Below are 19,054 nucleotides of genomic sequence, written 5' to 3' on the forward strand. Positions count from 1 at the left end.
TAACGGGTTGTCACATGGACATGAAGAATCCGTTCTAAGCTGTCGCGGTCATTGAGTATTTATTCAGGAGTCCCAGCCGACATGTCCACATCGTCCACCTCCGGCTCTCGTTCCTACCGTGCCGCGCGCGATGCCCGCGCGGCCCTCAGCCGGGCTTCGCGGCGCGCCATCATGACGGCCGCGGTGGCGCTGGGCGCCACCTTCATGCTCAACGCCCAGGCCGCCGCGGCGCCCGCGGTCGGCCAGCCGGCACCCGATTTCGTCGCCGTCGACACGGCCGGCACCCCGCACCGCCTGTCGGATTTCGCCGGCAAGTTCGTGGTCCTCGAATGGACCAACCCGGGCTGCCCCTTCGTCGGCAAGCACTACGGCAGCGGCAACATGCCCGCCACCCAGAAGGCCGCCATCGCCAAGGGCGTGGTCTGGCTGTCCATCAACTCGACCGAGCGCGGCCACGGCGACTACCTGAAGCCGGAGGCGCTGGCGGCCTGGATGAAGGCGCAATCGGGCGCCCCCACCGCGCTGCTCATGGACGAGGACGGCGTCATCGGCCGCACCTACGGCGCGCGCACCACGCCCCACATCTTCATCGTCGACCCCAAGGGCACCCTGGTCTATGCCGGGGGCATCGACAGCGTGGCCTCGGCCCGCGCCGAGGACATCAAGAGCGCCACCAACTACGTCAACCAGGCCTTGGGCGAGGCGTTCGGCGGCAAGGCGATCAGCGCCGCGGCGACCCGACCCTACGGCTGCTCGATCAAGTACAAGACCTGAGCCCCGCGGGCGCCGGGCAGGGCCCTGCGACAATCGGGGGATGCCTTTCGCCCCCCTGAAGAACGACACCTTCCTGCGCGCCTGCTGGCGCCAGGCCACCGACCACACGCCCGTCTGGTTGATGCGCCAGGCCGGCCGCTACCTGCCCGAGTACCTGGCGACCCGGGCCAAGGCCGGCAGCTTCATGGGCCTGGCCACCAACGTCGACCACGCGACCGAAGTCACGCTGCAGCCGCTGGAGCGCTTTCCGCTCGATGCCGCGATCCTGTTCTCCGACATCCTGACGGTACCCGACGCGATGGGGCTGGGCCTCTCGTTCGAGGCCGGCGAAGGCCCGCGCTTCGCGCGGCCGGTGCGCGACGAGGCCGGCATCGACGCCCTGGCCGTGCCCGACATGGACAAGCTGCGCTACGTCTTCGACGCCGTCGCCTCGATCCGCCGCGCGCTCGACGGCCGGGTGCCGCTGATCGGTTTCTCGGGCAGCCCATGGACACTGGCCTGCTACATGGTCGAAGGCGCGGGGTCGAGCGACTACCGGCAGGTCAAGTCGCTGCTCTACAGCCGCCCCGACCTGATGCACCAGCTGCTCTCGGTCAATGCCGATGCCGTGGCCGCCTACCTGAATGCCCAGATCGACGCCGGCGCCCAGGCCGTGATGGTGTTCGACAGCTGGGGCGGCGTGCTGGCCGACGGCGCCTTCCAGGCCTTCAGCCTGGCCTACACGCAGCGCGTGCTGTCACAGCTGCGGCGCGACGGCGCCGACGGCCAGCCGGTGCCGCGGATCGTGTTCACCAAGGGCGGCGGGCTCTGGCTCGAGGACATGCAGCCGCTCGACTGCGAGGTGCTGGGCCTGGACTGGACCGTGAATCTCGGGCAGGCCCGCGCGCGGGTCGGCGAAGGGCCCCGCGGCAAGGCCCTGCAGGGCAACATCGACCCCAACGTGCTGTTCGCGCCGCCGCGCCGGATCGAGGAAGAAGTGGCCAAGGTGCTGAACAGCTTCGGCCGCCCGCACACCGACCCCGACAGCACCGGCGCGACCCACGTGTTCAACCTCGGCCACGGGATCAGCCAGTTCACGCCGCCCGAGCATGTGGCGGCCCTGGTGGAAGCGGTGCATGCGCAGTCACGGATGCTGCGAGCCTGAGCGTTTTGTTATGACTTGTAAGTACCTGAGAACGGCTGTCTGGCGTTTGTCAAGCGCCAAAAGCGTAAGGAGGGACTGACTTATGCACAAAACAGCTGTTGCGGTGCGCAAAATCATCCGAGTCGCGATCTGGCCTGCTCCTAAAGCGATAGCGAAGCTAAGTCATTGATTCATATAGGTTTTGAACTTTGCTTTTTTTGCGGGCATTCCAGCCGGAGCCTTGATTTTCAAGGGTTCGCGCCGTGTCGAGGCCTGATATCAACAAAGTTATCCACAGAAACTCTGGATGTCCCGCAAAGCACTGGAAAATCAACGACTTATGCTGTTTTGCTCAATTCCGCTTTAACAAACGTGCGAAGCCGGAAGCTGCCTTGAATTGGTGCATCGACGTCGCCGTACAAACTCCGGCGCACAGTGCACTAGGGGATGTACTTAGCTACACAAGCCCCGTGGCTGTGGCGCCGGGGGCACTGGTGCGCGTGCCACTGGGCCGCCGCGAGGTGCTGGGGGTGGCTTGGGCCGCGCGCAGCGCCGACGAGGACCCGGACGCGGCGATCGAACTCAAGCCGGTCGCCGGCGTGCTCGACGCGCTGCCGCCGCTCGGCGACGGCTGGCGCGACCTGGTCGCCTTCGCCGCCCGCTACTACCAGCGCTCCCTGGGCGAAATCGCGCTGGCCGCCCTGCCACCGCAGCTGCGCGACCTGAGCGCGGTCCAGCTGGCGCGGCGGCTCAAGCGCCAGGCCCCGGCTGCGGGCGGCGGCGCAGCGGCGCCGCCCGAGGTGGCGCTGACGGCCGAGCAGGCCGAGGCGCTGGCCCGCTTCGAGGTTGAGCCCGGCCCGTTCCTGCTGTACGGCAGCACCGGCAGCGGCAAGACCGAGGTCTACCTGCGCAGCGTGGCGACGCTGCTGGCGCGCGAGCCGGCGGCGCAGGCGCTGGTCATGGTGCCGGAGATCAACCTGACGCCGCAGCTCGAGGCCCGCTTCAAGGCCCGCTTCGGCGCCGACGCGGTGGTGTCCCTGCACAGCGGAATGACCAACCCCCAGCGGCTGGCGAGCTGGCTGGCGGCGCACGGCGGCGCGGCGCGCATCGTGCTCGGCACGCGGATGGCGGTGTTCGCCTCGATGCCGGCGCTGCGCCTGATCGTGGTCGACGAGGAGCACGACCCCAGCTACAAGCAACAGGAAGGGGCCCGCTACTCGGCCCGCGACCTGGCGGTGTGGCGCGGCCGCCGCGAAGGCGCCAAGGTGATCCTCGGCTCGGCCACGCCCTCGCTCGAAAGCTGGCACCGCAGCCGGCCGGCCGAGGGCGAGGATACCGGCGGCAGCTACCGGCGGCTGGCGATGCCGTCGCGCGTCGGCGCCGGCGCGCTGCCCGCGGTCCGGCTGGTCGACATGAACCTGCAGCCGCCGAAGACCGTGCTGTCGGGCGCGCTGCTCGACGCCATCGGCCAGCGCATCGCGCGCGGCGAACAGAGCATGGTGTTCCTGAACCGTCGCGGCTACGCGCCGGTGCTGGCCTGCGGCGACTGCGGCTGGAAGAGCGAATGCCCGCACTGCAGTGCCTTCCGCGTCTTCCACAAGATCGACCGCACGCTGCGCTGCCACCACTGCGGCTTCACAGAGCGTGTGCCGCGCGCCTGCCCGGCCTGCGGCAACCCCGACATCGCCCCGGTCGGCCGAGGCACCGAACGGCTTGAAGAGCATCTCGGCGAGCTGTTCGCGCCGGTCCGGCGCCCCGACGGCAGCGCGGTGCGCATCGCGCGCATCGATGCCGACAGCACGCGCAAGCAGGGGGCGCTCGAATCGCAGCTGGCCGCGGTGCATGCCGGCGAGGTCGACGTGCTGGTGGGCACGCAGATGATCGCCAAGGGCCACGATTTCCGCCGCATCACGCTGGTGTCGGCGATCAATCCGGATGGCGCGCTGTTCTCCAGCGATTTCCGGGCTCCCGAGCGGCTGTTCGGCCTGCTGATGCAGTCGGCCGGCCGGGCCGGGCGCGATGCCGCCTATCTGACGGCGCAGCAAAGCAGCGCCGAGATGTGGATCCAGACCCACCATCCGCAGCATCCCTTGTTCTCGGCGCTGCGTCGCCACGACTATGCGGCCTTCGCCCAAGGCGAACTGGCGGAGCGCGTGGCCGCCGGCATGCCGCCCTTCGCCTTCCAGGCGCTGCTGCGGGCCGACGCCCGCACCCAGGAAGCCGCGCAGGCCTTCCTGAACGCCGCCAGCAACGCCGCCGACGCCCTGCCCGGTGCCGACCGGGTCACGCGCTATCCGGCGGTGCCGTTGACGATCCAGCGGGTGGCGAACGTGGAGCGGGCGCAGATGCTGATAGAGAGCGGCTCGCGCGCCGCCTTGCAGAAGCTGCTGGCCGGGTGGCAGCCGCTGCTGCACGAGCTGCGCCGGCAACCCGAGGGGAAGGGCGTGATCCGCTGGCTGGTCGACGTGGATCCGCAGGCCATCTGAGACCTTTGCGGGACGGATCAGAGCAAACCGACCGGCTCCTTGCCCATTTCCACGTACTGAAGACCGGAGCGGCGGCGTCTGACCGTGCCCGGCAGGGCGAAAAGCAGCAGGCTCAGCAAGGCCGCCGCCAAGGCGGCACCGGTTCCCAGAGAACCGCCGAACCAAAGCCAGCCCACAGCGGCCAGCCACACCAACCACAGCACCCCGCGCGTCCAAGTCGTCATGCCACTCTCCCGATCCAAGCGCCCACTGTAGCAGCGCTCACGAATACCTAAGCATTAATCAAACGGAATACTTCACACTATCTGCTTCTGCGAAGCCCCGTTGTAGGAAATACTCTGCAACATCAGTTGACGAAGCGCCGACGCGCTGTCCAAGCTATGGTCGCAGCGGGACCTACTGCGGGGTCTTGCGAAAGGGTCACTTCGTGAAGACGCTATCAGGGACTTTGTGGGGCCTTGTACTGGCTGGCCTGACCGCCGGTGCGCCAGCGGCGGATCTGGAGCTCGAAGGCACCCGCCTGCTGGTCAGCGGGACGCTCGACGGCAGCGCGGTGAAGGATTTCGAAACCCATCTGGCCGGCGGTCAGGTGCGCACCGTGGTGTTCGAGAACGCCTTGGGCGGCTCGGCCGAAGTGGCGGGCGACTACGCCCGCGCGATCCATGCGGCAGGCGTCAACACCGAGGTCAAGGGCCAGTGCCAGGCGGCCTGCGCCTATGCCTTCCTGGCCGGCAAGGAACACCGCTTCGGCCACGGCTTTCAGGTCCATGCGCTGCTGATCCCGGTGGTCGGACGGCCGCAGCCCGCCGAACTCGTCACCCGCTGGCGCGGCGACGAGGCCCAGCACACGCTGGCCGAATTCACGACGCCAGCCGGCGGCAGCCCGACCGACGCGGCGGCCGCGCCGCCGATCGCGCCCGAGGATGGCGCGAAGGACCGGTGGCAGCCCAACCAGGGCGTGCTGTTCACCTCCTCGCCGACGCTGTTCGGGCGGGTCCGCAACACCTTCTATTGCGACGGCACGCAGGGGCGCGACCTCTCGCGCTGCGAGCTGCTGCCCGACGCCGATCCCTACAAGCTCGGCGTGCTCACGCCCTGACCCAGCCAGCCGGCCGCCAGTGGAAAGCTGAAAAAGGCGGCCACGGTGGTCCACAGGATGATGCGGGCGATCCGCCCGTCGTCGGCGCCGAAGCGCTCGGCCAGCATCGAGACGTTGCTGGCGCTGGGCAGCGCGGCGGCCAGCACCATCGCGACCAGTGCCGGATTGCCGAGCGGCACGCCGAGCGCCCGCGCGCCATGCGCCAGGGCCCAGACCAGCAGCGGATGCGCCAGCAGCTTGATCGCGACCACCGGCAGCAGGTCCGCCAGCGCCGCCGGGGCCGGCGGCGGCGAGCGGCGGGCGGCGCTGCCCAGGGCCTGCGCGACCGCCGCGCTGGCGCGGTGCTCGCGCGCCAGCACCGCCGAGCGGGCCAGCACCGCGCCGATCGTGAACAGGGCCACCGGCGAGGCCGCCTCGGCCAGCATCGCGACCGTGCGCTCGATCGGGCCCGGCAGCGAGAACCGGGTCGCCGAGGCCAGCACGCCCAGCAGGATCGACCAGGGCATCGGGTTGCGCAGGATGCCGCGCAGCGCCTGCCGCAGGGCTTTGGCGGCGCCATGCCCGTCGGCGCCGTCGAGCCGCGACAGCGCGATGCACAGCGACGAGGTGACGACCATGTCGAAGGCCATGGTGATGATCGTGGTCGAGGCCGCCTGAGCGCCCAGGATCGCCACCAGCAGCGGCACGCCCATGAAGCCGGTGTTCGGAAAGGCGGCCACCAGGGCCCCGAAGGCGGCGTCGTTCCAGCCGATGCGCCGGCGGCGGCTCAGCGCGACCGTGGCGCCGACCACGGCCAGCGCGCTGAGGCACCAGACCAGGGCGACGCCGCCGTCCAGCAACTGGCCGATCGGCGCCCTTGCGCCGAAGCGAAAGAGCATGCAGGGCAGCGCGAAATAGAGCACGAAGGCGTTCAGCCCCGGAATCGCCGCCAGCGGCAGCAGGCCGCCGCGGGCCGCGGCATAGCCGGCGGCGATCAGGGCGAAGAAGGGAACGGTGACCAGGAAGATCTGCAGCACGCGGCGATTGTCCACGGCGCGCCTACCACAGTCCGGCGGCCAGGGCGGCAAGGAGGCGCCCGTATCATTCCCGATTCCCGCCTCCGAACTCCCCATGTCTTCCGGTCTCAATCTCGCGCAACAAGAAGCCGTCAACTACATGCACGGCCCCTGCCTGGTCCTTGCGGGCGCGGGCTCGGGCAAGACCCGCGTGATCACGCACAAGATCGCCCGCCTGATCCAGGCCGGCCTCGAACCGCAGCGGATCGCCGCCATCACCTTCACCAACAAGGCGGCCGCCGAGATGCGCGAGCGCGCCAAGGGGCTGATCGGGCGCGATGCGAAGAAGGTGGTGGTCTGCACCTTCCACGCCTTGGGCGTGCGCATGATGCGCGAGGACGGCGCGGTGCTGGGCCTGAAGCCGGCCTTCAGCATCCTCGACAGCGACGACGTCACCAAGATCCTCAAGGATGCCGGCGGCACCACCGATGCCGCCACCGCGCGCATCTGGCAGTGGACCATCAGCAAGTGGAAGAACATGGGCCTGAACGCGGCCCAGGCCGAAGCCCAGGCGGCCGACGACAACGAGCGCATCACGGCGCGCATCATGGCGCGCTACGAAGAACGGCTGGCCGCCTACCAGAGCGTCGACTTCGACGACCTGATCGGCATGCCGCTGAAGCTGCTGCAGCAGCACCAGGAAGTGCGTGCCAAGTGGCAGGCGGCGCTCGGCCACGTGCTGGTCGACGAATACCAGGACACCAACGCCACCCAGTACGAGGTGCTGAAGGCGCTGGTCGGCGAGCGCGGCCGCTTCACCGCGGTGGGCGACGACGACCAATCGATCTACGGCTGGCGCGGCGCCACGCTCGACAACCTCAAGAAGCTGCCGGTCGACTACCCGACCCTCAAGGTCATCAAGCTGGAGCAGAACTACCGCAGCACCAGCGCCATCCTGCGCGCCGCCAACAACGTGATCGGCCCGAACCCCAAGCTGTTCCCGAAGACGCTGTTCAGCGAACTCGGCGAGGGCGAGCCGGTGCGCATCGTCGATGCCGACAGCGAAGCCCACGAGGCCGAGCGCACCGTGGCGCGGATCCAGAGCCTGCGCGCCGGCGACGCCACGGCGCAAGGCCCGCAGCACAAGGAGTTCCGCGACTTCGCGATCCTCTACCGCGCCAACCACCAGGCCCGGGTGTTCGAGCAGGCGCTGCGCAAGGCGCAGATCCCCTACAAGGTCTCGGGCGGCCAGAGCTTCTTCGACCGGGCCGAGATCAAGGACCTGTGCGGCTGGTTCCGCCTGTGGGTCAACAACGACGACGACCCGGCCTTCCTGCGCGCCGTGACCACGCCCAAGCGCGGCATCGGCCACACCACGCTGGCGGCGCTCGGCACCTTCGCGAGCCAGTACAAGCTGAGCCTGTTCGAGGCCCTGTTCAGCCCCTCGCTGCCGAGCGTGATGCCCAAGCGCGCCCAAGAGGGCCTGCACGAGTTCGGCCGCTACATCAACGACCTCGAGTACAAGGCCCGCCGCACCATGGGCGCCGAGGACGCGCGCGCCTTCCTGGCCGAGTGGCTCAAGGAGATCGACTACGAGAAGCACCTCTACGACGGCGAGGACAGCGAGCAGGCCGCGGCCAGCCGCTGGACCAACGTGATGGAGTTCTGCGACTGGATGTCGCAGCGCTGCGGCGGCACCATCGACGACGCCTCCGGCGCCACGGTCGAGAGCGAGCGCAAGAGCCTGCTCGAAGTGGCGCAGACGATCTCGCTGTTGTCGACCATCAGCGAGCGCGAGCAGGACCAGAACGTGGTCACGCTGTCGACGCTGCACGCCTCCAAGGGCCTCGAATGGCCGCACGTGATGCTGGTCGGCGTGACCGAGGGCCTGCTGCCCTTCAAGCTCGACGACGACGGCGGCCGCCAGGAAAAGATCAGCGACGACACGCTGACCCGGCTGCAGGAAGAGCGCCGGCTGATGTACGTGGGCATCACGCGGGCCCAGCGCAGCTTGGCCGTGAGCTGGACCAAGCGGCGCAAGAAGGGCCGCGAGATGGTCGCCGCCCAGCCCAGCCGCTTCATCGCCGAGATGGCGCTCGACAAGAAGACCGCCAAGGAAGACCCGCGCGAGAAGCTCAAGGCGCTGCGCGCCGAGTTCGCGCGCAAGGTGCAGGACAACGCGGCCGCCGCCGCCGCGGCCGCTTCGGCGCCATGAAGGGGTTGTCGCGCCGGGCCTGGCTGGCGGCCGCAGCCTGCATCGCCTTCGCCGCCGGCGCCGCGGCGCAAGGCGGACCGGCGGCCTGCCCCGCCAGCGGCGCCGAGCTGCCGCTCCGGGCGCTGTTCGGCGACTGGGAAGCGCGCATCGACGGCACCCAGGGCGTGGCAAAAGTCAAGCTCGACCAACATCCCGACTACGCCGGGGTGCGCGGCACAATCACGCGGGACGGCGGCGGCGCGCGCGCCACGGTGTCCCAGCTGGCAGGCGACATCGACGACGACGGCATGCTGAGCCTCGACGAATCGCTGGACGGCCAGGCCATCAGCGGCGTCTGGCTGGGCGCGCTGGAGCCGGGGTCGTGCGGCCGGGCATTCAAGGGCGTCTGGCGCGACGCCGCGAACGACCGCACGCATCCGTTCGTCCTGAACAAGATTGGCAATTCGGCAACTGATCGATGAATCAACGCAACCTTCTATTCACCGCTCTTTTCACCGGCCTCGGCGCCACCACCGCCCTGGCCCAGGCCGTGGACAAGCCGCCGAGTCCCCTGGCCGAATCCGAACTGACGTGGCAGCAGTGCCAGCGCCTCGCGGGCAACGGCAACAACGAGGCGCGGCTCGCCTGCTTCGACCGCTGGGCCCAGCAGCAGACCCTGCCCGCGGCCGCGGTGCCGGCGGCGCCGTCGGTGCTGGTCGAGACGATGCCGCCGGTGGACGCCACGGTGCCGGCCACGCGCGTGGTCACGATCGCCACCCAGGACGGCTGCCGCGACCGCCAATACTCGCTGCTGTCGCGCTTCTGGGAGCTCGAGGCCGGCAGCAGCTGCGGCACGCTGGGCTTCCGCGGCTACCGGCCGCTCAGCGTCGGCCTCGGCGTGGCCGCCCGGGAGCCCGAGACGGCGACCTCGCCGGCCCCCAACCACACCGGCGTCGACCGGCCCTACCAGGCGCAGGACATGCGCATCGGCCTGTCGCTGCGCACCAAGCTCGCGCAGGGGCTGCTCACCGGCGACGACCCGGTCAAGAAGGACGGCCTCTGGTTTGCCTACTCGCAGTTCTCGACCTGGCAGGTGTTCAACGAAGACCTGTCGCGGCCGTTCCGCACCACCGACCACGAGCCCGAAATCATCTACAGCTACCCGCTCGACTTCAAGCTGCCGGGCGGCTGGCGGTTGCGCTACGGCGGCCTGGGGCTGGTCCACCAGTCGAACGGCCAGGACCTGCCCTACTCGCGCAGCTGGAACCGGGTCTACCTGATGGGCGGCGTCGAGCTCGGCGACCAGTTCACGATCACCGGACGGGTCTGGTCGCGCGTCTCCGAGAACGCCGCCAACGACGACAACCCCGACATCACCAAGTACCTGGGCCACGCCGACATCCGGGCCACCTGGCAGATCGACCGCATGAACCAGGTCGTGGCCTGGGCGCACGGCGGCAAGGGCGCGGTGCGGCTCGAATGGCTGAAGGTCATCGGTGATCCGGTGAAGAGCAACCTGCGCCTGCAGACCCAGCTCTTCTACGGCTACGGCGACACCCTGGTCGACTACAACCGCAAGCGCACGGTGTTCACCATCGGGCTGGCATTGGTCGACTTCTGAGCGCCTTCGATCAGTGCGGCACCTCGCCCGCCTGCGCTGAGGCGGCGCGGCCGGGGCTGCGGATCAGCAGCAGCAGCGGGATCGCGGCCAGCGTCACCGCCATCATGATGCCGAAGTCGGACAGGTAGCCGATCAGCACGCCCTGGCGCGTGACCTCGCCATTGAGCATCGCAAGGCCGGCCGGGTTGGCCGGGTTCAACATCTGGGGCAGGCCGGCCAGGCCGTGGTTGCCCGGCGCCACCGTGGCGGCAAGCGCCGCATGGGCCCGGCCCGAGTTCTCGGTCAGCAGGGCCTGCACGATCGAGATGCCGACGCTGCTGCCGATGTTGCGCAACAGGCTGAAGATCGGCGTGCCCTGGTTGCGCAGCCGCGGCGCCAGGGTCGCGAAGGCGGCGGTCGACAGCGGCACGAAGGTGAAGCCGATGCCCAGGCCCTGGATGAAGCCCGACACGATGATCAGCGAGCTGTCCATCTCGAGCGTCAGGCGCGTCATCTGCCAGAGCGAGAACGCGGTCAGGCCGAAGCCCACGGCCATGATGGCGCGGACGTCGACCCGCTGCACCAGCCGGCCGACCACGATCATGGCGATCATGGTGCCGATGCCGCGCGGCGCGGTCACGGCGCCGGTGTAGACCACCGGGTAGCCCATCAGGCCCTGCAGGAAGCTCGGCAGCAGCGCCATCGTGCCGTAGAGGATCATGCCGACGATGAAGGCGAACAGCAGGCCGGTGACGAAGTTGCGGTCCTTGAGCAGGTCGCGGTTGAAGAAGGACACGCCCTGCACGGTCCAGGTGTGGACCACGAAGAAGGCGAAGGCGATCAGCGCCGCCGCGGCCTCCAGCCGGATCTCCCACGAATCGAACCAGTCGAGCTGCTCGCCGCGGTCGAGGAACAGCTGCAGCATGCCGATGGCGAGGCTCAGCGTGACGAAGCCGAAGATGTCGAGCCGCTCGCCCTGCGGCCGGCTCTCGGGCAGGAAGCGCAGGATGCCCCAGAGCGCGAAGATGCCCACCGGCAGGTTGATGAAGAAGACCCAGCGCCAGTCGAAGTTCTCGGTCAGCCAGCCGCCCAGCAGCGGCCCGAGGATCGGGCCGACCATGATCCCGGCGCCCCAGATCGCCATCGCCTGGCCGACCTTCTCGCGCGGATTGATGTCGAGCAGCACGGCCTGCGACAGCGGCACCAGCGCGGCACCGAACACGCCCTGCAGCAGCCGGGCAGCGACGATCTCGACCAGCGAGTTCGCCAGCCCGCAGAGCGCCGAGGCGATGGTGAAGCCGACGACCGACACCATGAAGACCTTGCGCCGGCCCCAGTGGCCGCACAGCCAGCCGGTCAGCGGCAGGGCGATCGCCGAGGCCACGATGTAGGAGGTCAGCACCCAGGTGATCTGGTCCTGCGAGGCCTGCAGGCTGCCCTGCATGTGGGGCAGCGCGACGTTGGCGATGGTGGTGTCCAGCGCCTGCATGATGGTGGCGAGCATGATCGACACCGTGATCAGCCCGCGATGGGGGACGGCGGCGTGGGGGGCGGCGGCGCTCATACGGCACCCTCCGTGCTGCGCACTGCAGTGCGAGCCCCCTTCGGAACGGCCGGGCGGGTGCTCATCGCACGGCCTCGGCTTGCAGCGACATCAGGCCCGCGCGGGCCTTGGCGAGCAGGGCGACCAGCTGTGCCCGCTCGGCCGGGGTGAACTGCGCCAGCGCGCGCGCCTGCAGGCCGTCGCTGAGGCCGAGCGCGGTGTCGAGCGCCTGCTCCGCACTGGCGGCCGCGCGCACCAGGCGCACCCGGCGATCGCTCGGGCTGTCCTGGCGGTGGATCCAGCCGGCCGCCTCGAGCCGGTCGCACAGGCTGCCGACCGCCATGGCGCTGAGGTCCAGCCGCTGCGCCAGCTCGGCCTGCGACATCGGCGCCTCGTCGCCATGCATCGCCAGCGCGCCGAGCACCCGGCACTGGGCCCGCGACAGGCCGATGCGTTCGCGCGCCAGCCGGTCGAAATGCTCGCCGTAGAGCTTGGCGACGTCGTTCACCAGGAAGCCGAAGCGTTGGCTGAAGTCTCTTTTCATAAGCGGGCTTATTATAAATAGGCTTAGTACTTCGTGCAGCCTGTCCAGGGCGACAATCCGGCCATGACCTCCTCCCTGCCCACCCTCTCGCTGCTCGAAACCCGCGTCCTCGGCGTGCTGGCCGAGAAGCAGCGCACCGTGCCCGACAGCTATCCGCTGACGCTCAACGCGCTGGTCGCGGGCTGCAACCAGAAGACCAGCCGCAATCCGATCCTGGAGGTGACGGACGCCGAGGCCACGGCAGCGCTGGACAGCCTGCGCGGCTACAGCCTGGTGTCGGAGAGCAGCGGCGGGCGGACCTTCCGCTATGCCCACAACATCGACGGCGTGCTGCGCATCCCGTCGCAGTCGATCATCCTGCTGACCGTGCTGATGCTGCGCGGACCGCAGACCGCGGGCGAGCTGCGCATTGCCTGCGACCGGATGCACAACTTCGCCGACATCTCGGCGGTGGAAGGCTTCCTCGACGAGATGGCGGAACGGCCGGCCGGTGCGCTGGTCGTGAAGCTGGCGCGGCTGCCCGGGGCGCGCGAGAGCCGCTGGGCGCACCTGCTGAGCGGGGCGCCGGCGGAGGATGCGGCGAGCCCGGCGGCGGTCGCGGGTGGCAGCACCGATGTCTCGCTCGGCGAGGTGGCGGCGCTCAAGGCCAACGTGGCGCGGCTGGAGGGCGAGGTCGCGGGCCTGAAGGCGCTGGTCGCGCGGATCTGCTCGGAGCTCGGGATCGACGACTGACAAGGGCCGAGCGCCTTCGGTCGCGGCGCGGTGGTCGGCCAGCGTGAAGCGGCGCTTGGCCTCGCCACGGCTCATCACGCGGCCGGCGCCGTGCGAGCAGCTGTCGAAACCTTGCGCGTGACGTAGACGTCCTGGCCGAAGTGGTGTTCCTTCTGCACGTAGTTGTGGTGGCAGTTCACCGCCTCGCCACACGAAGCCCGTTTCGTCGCGGCAGACCTCGATGAAGTGGTTGCCGGTGCCCAGCGTGCCCAGGTGCTGCTTGGTCTTGCAGGCGATCATGCCGCAGCCGATGTCCACGTCCACCGCGGCCGGGATGATGGCGCGCAGGGTCGTGATCACCGAGGCCACAGTGGCGCCGGTGCCGACGTGCACGTCGGGCATCGCCGCGATGTGCCTGAAGACGATCGGCAGGCGCGCCGCCTGCACGAGCACGACTTCGGCGCGGCGGCGATGTTCGCGATGTGCGCGAAGGAGTGCGCTTCGAAATCCTCTCTGAACTCACAGACCTGACCGTCACCAAGGCGGTCGCGCGCCGCACCTTGCTGCAGTGGGCCTTCTTTCAGTTCCGCATCGGCAACACCGACGCGCACGGAAAGACCTTCTCCTCCGTGCGACCAGAGGGTCTGGAGCCGGCGCCCCGGTATGACTGGGTGAGCGTCGTGCAGTGCCCGCATTTCGCAAGGACGAGTACCTGCAAACGACAAAGGCGCTACAACCTTGAAAGTTGTAGCGCCTTGTGGAATCTGGTGGCCTGGGGCGGAATCGAACCACCGACACGCGGATTTTCAATCCGCTGCTCTACCAACTGAGCTACCGGGCCTTGGTGTGCAGCCCGCGATTATACAGCGCTTCTGCGGCCTCGTGAAAGATCGACGCCAAGTTGCTTCAGTTTTCTGTACAGATGGGTGCGCTCGAGCCCGGTCTTCTCGGCCACCCGGGTCATCGAGCCGTTCTCCATCGCGAGGTGGAATTCGAAGTACGCCTTCTCGAAGCCGTCGCGCGCGTCGCGCAGCGGGCGGTCGAGGTCGAAGCTCTGGGTCGACTGCGGGCCCAGGTCGGCGACCGGCAGCGCCGGTGCGGCCGGCACCAGCGCGCTGTCGCCCACCGTCGTGACGACGGCGGCGAAGCTGCTCGCGGGCGGCACCACGCTGGCCGCGGCGCGGCGGGCGCTTTCGCGCGCCAGGCCCTGCTCCACCGCCTTCAGCAGCTTCTGCAGGGTGATCGGCTTCTCGAGGAAAGCAAAGGCCCCGATGCGCGTCGCATCGACCGCGGTGTCGATCGTCGCATGGCCGCTCATCATGACCACCGGCATGCTCAGCAGGCCGGCCGCCGACCACTCCTTGAGCAAGGTCACGCCGTCGGTGTCCGGCATCCAGATGTCGAGCAGGACCAGGTCGGGACGGGCCCGCTGTCGCGCGGCGCGCGCTTCGGCCGCGTTCTCGGCGAGCTCCACGTTATGGCCTTCGTCATTGAGAATTTCGAAGAGCAGGTCCCGGATGCCCAGCTCGTCGTCGACCACGAGGATGTTTGCCATGTGTGCTTGAGTTGTGCGCGTTGTAATTAGAGTAATCGGTTCGTTTGCCGGTCCATGCCGCCCCGCGCCGTCGGCGCTCAGAGGAGGGTGGATGACTTCGAATCTTGGGTGTGAGCGACCGCTCCCTGCGGCTGTGCTGCAAGCGCGAATGATAACGAGACTTGCGCACCCGCCACAGCCCCCTCGACCATGCGGTTCGAAAGTTCGACCCGGGCGCCGTGCTCGTCGGCGATCTTCTTGACCACCGCCAGGCCCAGCCCCGTGCCCTTGGCCTTGGTCGTGACGTAGGGCTCGAAGGCCCGCTTGAGGATGTGCTCGGCAAATCCGGCACCGCTGTCCTGCACCGTGAGGCGCACCCTCTGGCCGGATTCGCCGAGCCGGGTGCGGATCACGACCTCGGCGGCCTGCCCGGTCCGCCCGGCGTTCGCCTCGGCCGCGTCCTGGGCGTTTTGCAACAGGTTGTGAATCACCTGCCGGATCTGCTGTTCGTCGGCCCGGATCGGCGGGCAGCGCTCGTCGAGCTCGGGGCGCAGCGCCACCGTCGCATTCTCCGGTGGATAGAGATGGAGCACGTCCAGAACCAGCGCATTCAGGTCGACCGGCCGGAGATCGGCCGCAGGCAAGCGCGCATAGTCGCGGAACTCATTGACCAGCCGTTTCATGGCATCGACCTGGTCGACGATGGTCTTGACCGACTTGGTGAGGATCGCCTGCTCGGGCTGGGCGACCTTGCCCGAGAGCTTCATCTCGAGCCGCTCGGCCGACAGCTGGATCGGCGTCAGCGGGTTCTTGATCTCGTGCGCCAGCCGCCGCGCCACTTCGCCCCAGGCCTGCGCGCGCTGGGCCGAGACGATCTCGGAGATGTCGTCGAACACCAGCAGCCGCTCGGCGCCCGGCAGCTCGGCGCCGCGGGCCACGATGTTGATCATGTCCTGCCCCATGGCATCGCCGCCGGCGTGCAGTTCGAAGGCGTGCTGCCAGTGGTCGAGGCCGTGCTGCAGCCGCTCGACCTCGAAGTCGTCGAACTGCTGCTGCACGTTCTGCGCGAATTCCGCCAGGCCCGGGACCTCGGCCAGCTGCTGGCCTTCGAAGGCCGCCAGCGGCGCCCGCAGCACCCGGGTCGCGCCCGGGTTGGTCGAGCGGATGAAGCCGCGGGCGTCGAGCACGATCACGCCGGAGGTCAGGTTGTCCAGGATGGTCTGCAGGTTGGAGCGGGCGGCATCGAGCTCGCCCATGGTCTTCTCGACCACGCTGCGGGCATCGGCCAGCTGCTGCGTCATGACGGCGAAGGAGCGCGTGAGGCCGCCGAGCTCGTCGCGGCCCTGGAGCACCGCTGTGGGCCGCAGGTCGCCGCCGGCCACCTGGCGCACGCCATCGGCCAGCACCAGCAGCGGCCGGGCCAGCTGGGTGCCGAACAGCACGGCCAGCAGCACGGCGCCGAAGACCGCCAGGAACAAGGTCAGGGTCAGCGTGCCGATGTACATCCGGCGCAGGCCCTCGCGTGCCAGCGCCCGCTCCTGGTATTCGCGGTTGGCCTCCTGCACCGCCAGGGCATTGCTCACGACCGCTGGCGGCAGCGGCTGGGTGACCTGCAGGAAGCGTGGCTCGGTGTTGAACTCGAAGCCCTGGCTCTGCACCAGCGCCAGCGCCCTGACGCTGGCGACCGGTGCCGGCGCACCGGGCATCGGCGTCTCGTCCAGACCCTCGATGTGGGCGATGGCACGATCGCCGCGGACCTGGCGCAGCTGCTGCGGGGTCGGCCGCTCGGGGCTCAGCTGGAAGCGCGAGGCGCCGGCGCTGGCCACCAGTTGGCCGCTGCCGGTCCAGAGGATGACGTCGGTGGCACCCAGCTGGTCGCGGATGCGCTCGAGCACCAGCCCGGCGCGGGTGTCCGGCACGTTGGCCAGTTGGCTGCTGGCGGTGCGCGCCTTGCTGGCGAGGTCTTCGGACAGCGAATCGAGGGTGGCGCGGCCGAGGTTCAGGCCGGCATCGAGCGCGCCCTCGACCTTGACGTCGAACCAGCTCTCGATCGAGCGGGCCACGAACTGGTAGGAGACCACGTACACCAGCAGGCCCGGCACCACGCCGACCAGCGCGAAGATCATGGCCAGGTTGATCAGCAGCCGGCTGCCGAACTTGCCCTGCCGCAGCCGCCGCAGCAGCCGGAACGCGACCCAGCCGATGACGATGACCAGCACCGCCGCCACCACCACGTTGATGCCGAACAGGCGGGTGTAGTTGCGCTCGTAGAGGGCGCGGTTGTTGGTGGCCTGCGCCAGCAGGAACATCAGCACCAGGCCGATCGCCGTGACCAGCGCAGCCACCACCCCGATGGCCCAGCGGATGGCACGGGAGCGCCGCGCCGCCGGCGACGCCCGCGGCGCGACCCGCGGGTCGGTGCTCACTTCGACTTCTCCAGCGGCAGCCGGGCGTTCTTCTCGACCGAGATGTTCCAGTCGTTCTGGCCGACCGCGCCGATCTGGAACGGCCGCGGCAGCTGGGAGGTGTCGAGCCGGAAGCGGAAGCTCACGGCATGGGAGGGGTCGTCACCGATCTCGGCCAGATCGCCGAGCCGCAGCCGGCCGACCCGGCTGATGACCTCGAGCGCATCGGCCAGGGTGTCGAAGTTCTGGTTCAGCGAGACGCCGAAGCCGGAATTGGTGATGGGGACGGGGGACACGTTGAGGCGCCATCGGCGGGTCAGGGGCTGGTAGGCCAGCCGCATGTAGCGCGCCGCCTGGGCCACTTTGAGATCGGTCCAGTACCAACGTTCCCGGTACAGCTCCGCTTCGGCCACGAAATAGATCGCGATGCCCTTCTCGAGCACCTCCTCGACCACCGGCGCCAGGTCGAACTGCACCTGGGCCGTGAGGTAGACGCCGTCGTCGGCCTGCTCCAGCCGCAGCTGCGTGATCGCCGTGTTGCGCGAATCGGCCCGCGCCGTGCCCGTCAGCCCCGCCCACCAGGCAACGACGAGGATCAGGAGCACAGCCAGCCGCACCGGCCAGCGCCTGTCAGCGGGGCAGCTTTTCAAGCAGCGCGTAGAAGAAACCGTCGTGGTCACCCAAGGCATTGTCCGGGACGCCACGCGCATTCCCGCCGCTTTGGGGTAGCAAATGGCCCGGCGAAGGCAGCAAACGGGCATCGGTGTTGTGTGCAAGGAACGCCTCGATCTGGTGCGCACCTTCCTCGAAAAACACCGAGCAGGTGCAATAGAGCAGGCGCCCGCCCGGCCGGACCAGCGGCCACAGGCCGGCCAGCAGCATCGCCTGCTGGAGCGCCAGCTGCTCGATGTCGCTTTCGCGCCTGAGCCAGCGCACGTCAGGGTGGCGGCGGACGATGCCCGAAGCGGTGCATGGGGCGTCGAGCAGGATCGCGTCGAAGGGCTGGCCGTCCCACCAGTCGGCCGGCCGCGAAGCGTCGGCGACCACGACCTTGGCGCCGAGGCCGAGCCGCGCCAGGGTCTCGTCGATGCGCCGGGCGCGGGTCGGATCGACCTCCAGCGCCGTCACCTCGATGGCCGCAGGGCCGGCCGCCTCGAGCAGGTGGGCGGTCTTGCCGCCCGGCGCCGCGCAGGCGTCCAGCACCCGCAGCGGCGCCTCGCGGCGGCGGTCGAGGCCGGACAGCAGCAAGGGGGCGGCGAGCTGGGCCGCCGCATCCTGCACCGAGCATTCGCCTTCGGCGAAGCCGGGAATCTGGGCCACCGGCCGGGCCCGCGCGAGCTGCAGCCCGCTGGCGCCGACCGGCACCGCCGGCAGCTGCGCGGCGGCCAGGCCCTGGCGGAAGGCGGCGACGCTGGTCTTGCGCAGGTTGACGCGCAAGGTCATCGGCGCCTGGGTGTTGTCGGCGGCCAGCACCCGCTGCCAGTCACGCGGATGCTGGCGCTTGAGGCGCTCGATCCACCAGCGCGGGTGGTTCCACTGCGCGACCGGTTCGCGCTCGGTGATCGCCACCAGCTCGTCGCGCTCGCGCAGGAAGCGCCGCAGGCAGGCGTTGATGAAGCTGGCCTGCGCCCGGGTGCCCGGATTGCGCTTGGCCGCCTCGACCGCCTGGTCGACCAGGGTGAAGGGCTCGTAGGGCGAACGCTCGCCATCCCAGGCCAGGGCCAGCGCCGTGCACAGCAGGGCGTCGGCCGCCGGCGGCGGGGTCCGCTTGGCCAGCTGGCGCCGCAGCGCCTCGGCCCGGCCGAGCCAGCGCAGCACCTGGAAGCCCAGCGCCTGGACGCCCGGCCGCAGGGCCGGCTCGACGGCCTCGAAGGCGACCGAGCCCGACACGCCGCCGCGGATCGAGGCAAGCGCCGCGGCGGTCAACTGCAACTGGCGCCACAGCGGCGGTGAAGCCTGTGGCGATTCGGAAAGGGGGTCTGGATGATCTGGCAACTTGGGTCGATGGTAAGGGCGCTGGGGACAAGGAGGGCGGCGTCGCTCGCC

The 19,054-nt window shown here is 69.6% G+C and carries 16 protein-coding genes, 1 tRNA gene and 3 pseudogenes; 9 read left to right on the plus strand and 11 right to left on the minus strand.

Annotation, left to right across the window (positions count from 1 at the left end; genetic code table 11):
- Positions 1 to 81 precede the first annotated feature (81 nt).
- The 3 genes from QTI33_RS33500 (at position 82) to priA (ending at position 4,383) form a co-directional block, all read left to right on the plus strand.
- On the plus strand, positions 82 to 774 hold the full coding sequence (locus QTI33_RS33500; RefSeq protein ID WP_286510914.1) for a redoxin domain-containing protein: 693 nt from the start codon (positions 82 to 84) through the stop codon (positions 772 to 774).
- A 40-nt stretch (positions 775 to 814) separates the two neighbouring features.
- Positions 815 to 1,918 carry a uroporphyrinogen decarboxylase gene (gene hemE, locus QTI33_RS33505; protein WP_286510915.1) on the plus strand — a complete coding sequence of 368 codons (1,104 nt, stop codon included), beginning with the start codon at positions 815 to 817 and terminating at the stop codon, positions 1,916 to 1,918.
- Between the two features lie 371 nt (positions 1,919 to 2,289).
- Positions 2,290 to 4,383, plus strand: a complete 2,094-nt coding sequence (priA, locus tag QTI33_RS33510) for a replication restart helicase PriA (RefSeq protein ID WP_286510916.1) — start codon at positions 2,290 to 2,292, stop codon at positions 4,381 to 4,383.
- 17 nt (positions 4,384 to 4,400) lie between these two features.
- On the opposite strand, the gene QTI33_RS33515 is transcribed toward priA, so the two are convergent.
- Positions 4,401 to 4,607, minus strand: coding sequence for a hypothetical protein (locus QTI33_RS33515; protein ID WP_286510917.1), 207 nt, complete (start codon positions 4,605 to 4,607; stop codon positions 4,401 to 4,403).
- Between the two features lie 203 nt (positions 4,608 to 4,810).
- Between QTI33_RS33515 and QTI33_RS33520 the strand changes: the two genes are divergently transcribed.
- Positions 4,811 to 5,482: a hypothetical protein gene (locus QTI33_RS33520; protein ID WP_286510918.1), complete on the plus strand. Its 672-nt coding sequence runs from the start codon at positions 4,811 to 4,813 to the stop codon at positions 5,480 to 5,482.
- On the opposite strand, the gene QTI33_RS33525 is transcribed toward QTI33_RS33520, so the two are convergent.
- On the minus strand, positions 5,455 to 6,498 hold the full coding sequence (locus QTI33_RS33525) for an AEC family transporter (protein WP_286510940.1): 1,044 nt from the start codon (positions 6,496 to 6,498) through the stop codon (positions 5,455 to 5,457). The two genes, QTI33_RS33520 and QTI33_RS33525, sit on opposite strands and share 28 nt — an antisense overlap.
- Positions 6,499 to 6,592: 94 nt before the next feature.
- Here QTI33_RS33525 and QTI33_RS33530 point away from each other — a divergent pair, with 94 nt between their 5' ends.
- The 3 genes from QTI33_RS33530 to QTI33_RS33540 are packed head-to-tail and all read left to right on the plus strand — an operon-like array spanning position 6,593 to position 10,292.
- A complete protein-coding gene (locus QTI33_RS33530) occupies positions 6,593 to 8,692 on the plus strand; it encodes an ATP-dependent helicase (protein WP_286510919.1) in 2,100 nt (699 codons plus the stop codon).
- Positions 8,689 to 9,153, plus strand: a complete 465-nt coding sequence (locus QTI33_RS33535; protein ID WP_286510920.1) for a hypothetical protein — start codon at positions 8,689 to 8,691, stop codon at positions 9,151 to 9,153. Before QTI33_RS33530 ends, QTI33_RS33535 begins: the two co-directional genes overlap by 4 nt.
- A complete protein-coding gene (locus QTI33_RS33540; RefSeq protein WP_286510921.1) occupies positions 9,150 to 10,292 on the plus strand; it encodes a phospholipase A in 1,143 nt (380 codons plus the stop codon). The genes QTI33_RS33535 and QTI33_RS33540 overlap by 4 nt, the downstream gene beginning before the upstream one ends.
- 10 nt (positions 10,293 to 10,302) lie before the next feature.
- On the opposite strand, the gene QTI33_RS33545 is transcribed toward QTI33_RS33540, so the two are convergent.
- Together QTI33_RS33545 and QTI33_RS33550 are read right to left on the minus strand one after the other, a co-directional pair.
- Positions 10,303 to 11,835, minus strand: coding sequence for a DHA2 family efflux MFS transporter permease subunit (locus QTI33_RS33545; protein WP_286510922.1), 1,533 nt, complete (start codon positions 11,833 to 11,835; stop codon positions 10,303 to 10,305).
- Between the two features lie 61 nt (positions 11,836 to 11,896).
- Positions 11,897 to 12,358 (minus strand): MarR family winged helix-turn-helix transcriptional regulator, encoded by a 462-nt coding sequence (locus tag QTI33_RS33550; RefSeq protein WP_286510941.1) that lies wholly within the window; start codon positions 12,356 to 12,358, stop codon positions 11,897 to 11,899.
- A 63-nt stretch (positions 12,359 to 12,421) separates the two neighbouring features.
- Between QTI33_RS33550 and QTI33_RS33555 the strand changes: the two genes are divergently transcribed.
- Positions 12,422 to 13,090, plus strand: coding sequence for a YceH family protein (locus QTI33_RS33555; RefSeq protein ID WP_286510923.1), 669 nt, complete (start codon positions 12,422 to 12,424; stop codon positions 13,088 to 13,090).
- 78 nt (positions 13,091 to 13,168) lie between these two features.
- Here QTI33_RS33555 and QTI33_RS35315 read toward each other — a convergent pair.
- Both QTI33_RS35315 and QTI33_RS35320 read right to left on the minus strand, forming a co-directional pair.
- Positions 13,169 to 13,269 (minus strand): annotated as a pseudogene (locus QTI33_RS35315) (hypothetical protein); the annotation flags it as partial.
- Positions 13,270 to 13,408: 139 nt separating this feature from the next.
- Positions 13,409 to 13,471, minus strand: a pseudogene (locus QTI33_RS35320) (hypothetical protein); the annotation flags it as partial.
- A gap of 92 nt (positions 13,472 to 13,563) precedes the next feature.
- Between QTI33_RS35320 and QTI33_RS35345 the strand changes: the two are divergent.
- Positions 13,564 to 13,704: pseudogene (locus QTI33_RS35345) on the plus strand (hypothetical protein); the annotation flags it as partial.
- 130 nt (positions 13,705 to 13,834) lie between these two features.
- Here the strand turns inward: QTI33_RS35345 and QTI33_RS33570 are convergent.
- The 5 genes from QTI33_RS33570 to rsmB form a co-directional block, all read right to left on the minus strand.
- A tRNA-Phe gene (locus tag QTI33_RS33570) sits at positions 13,835 to 13,910 on the minus strand.
- Between the two features lie 18 nt (positions 13,911 to 13,928).
- Positions 13,929 to 14,624 (minus strand): response regulator, encoded by a 696-nt coding sequence (locus QTI33_RS33575; RefSeq protein ID WP_286510924.1) that lies wholly within the window; start codon positions 14,622 to 14,624, stop codon positions 13,929 to 13,931.
- A 77-nt stretch (positions 14,625 to 14,701) separates the two neighbouring features.
- Positions 14,702 to 17,029: a sensor histidine kinase gene (locus QTI33_RS33580; RefSeq protein ID WP_286510926.1), complete on the minus strand. Its 2,328-nt coding sequence runs from the start codon at positions 17,027 to 17,029 to the stop codon at positions 14,702 to 14,704.
- Positions 17,026 to 17,658, minus strand: coding sequence for a DUF4390 domain-containing protein (locus QTI33_RS33585; protein ID WP_444814923.1), 633 nt, complete (start codon positions 17,656 to 17,658; stop codon positions 17,026 to 17,028). The genes QTI33_RS33580 and QTI33_RS33585 overlap by 4 nt, the downstream gene beginning before the upstream one ends.
- Positions 17,639 to 19,003, minus strand: coding sequence for a 16S rRNA (cytosine(967)-C(5))-methyltransferase RsmB (gene rsmB / locus QTI33_RS33590; protein WP_286510928.1), 1,365 nt, complete (start codon positions 19,001 to 19,003; stop codon positions 17,639 to 17,641). Before rsmB ends, QTI33_RS33585 begins: the two co-directional genes overlap by 20 nt.
- Positions 19,004 to 19,054: the final 51 nt, after the last annotated feature.

The sequence above is a fragment of the Variovorax davisae genome, from assembly GCF_030316845.1.
Taxonomy (GTDB): Bacteria; Pseudomonadota; Gammaproteobacteria; order Burkholderiales; family Burkholderiaceae_C; genus Variovorax; species Variovorax davisae.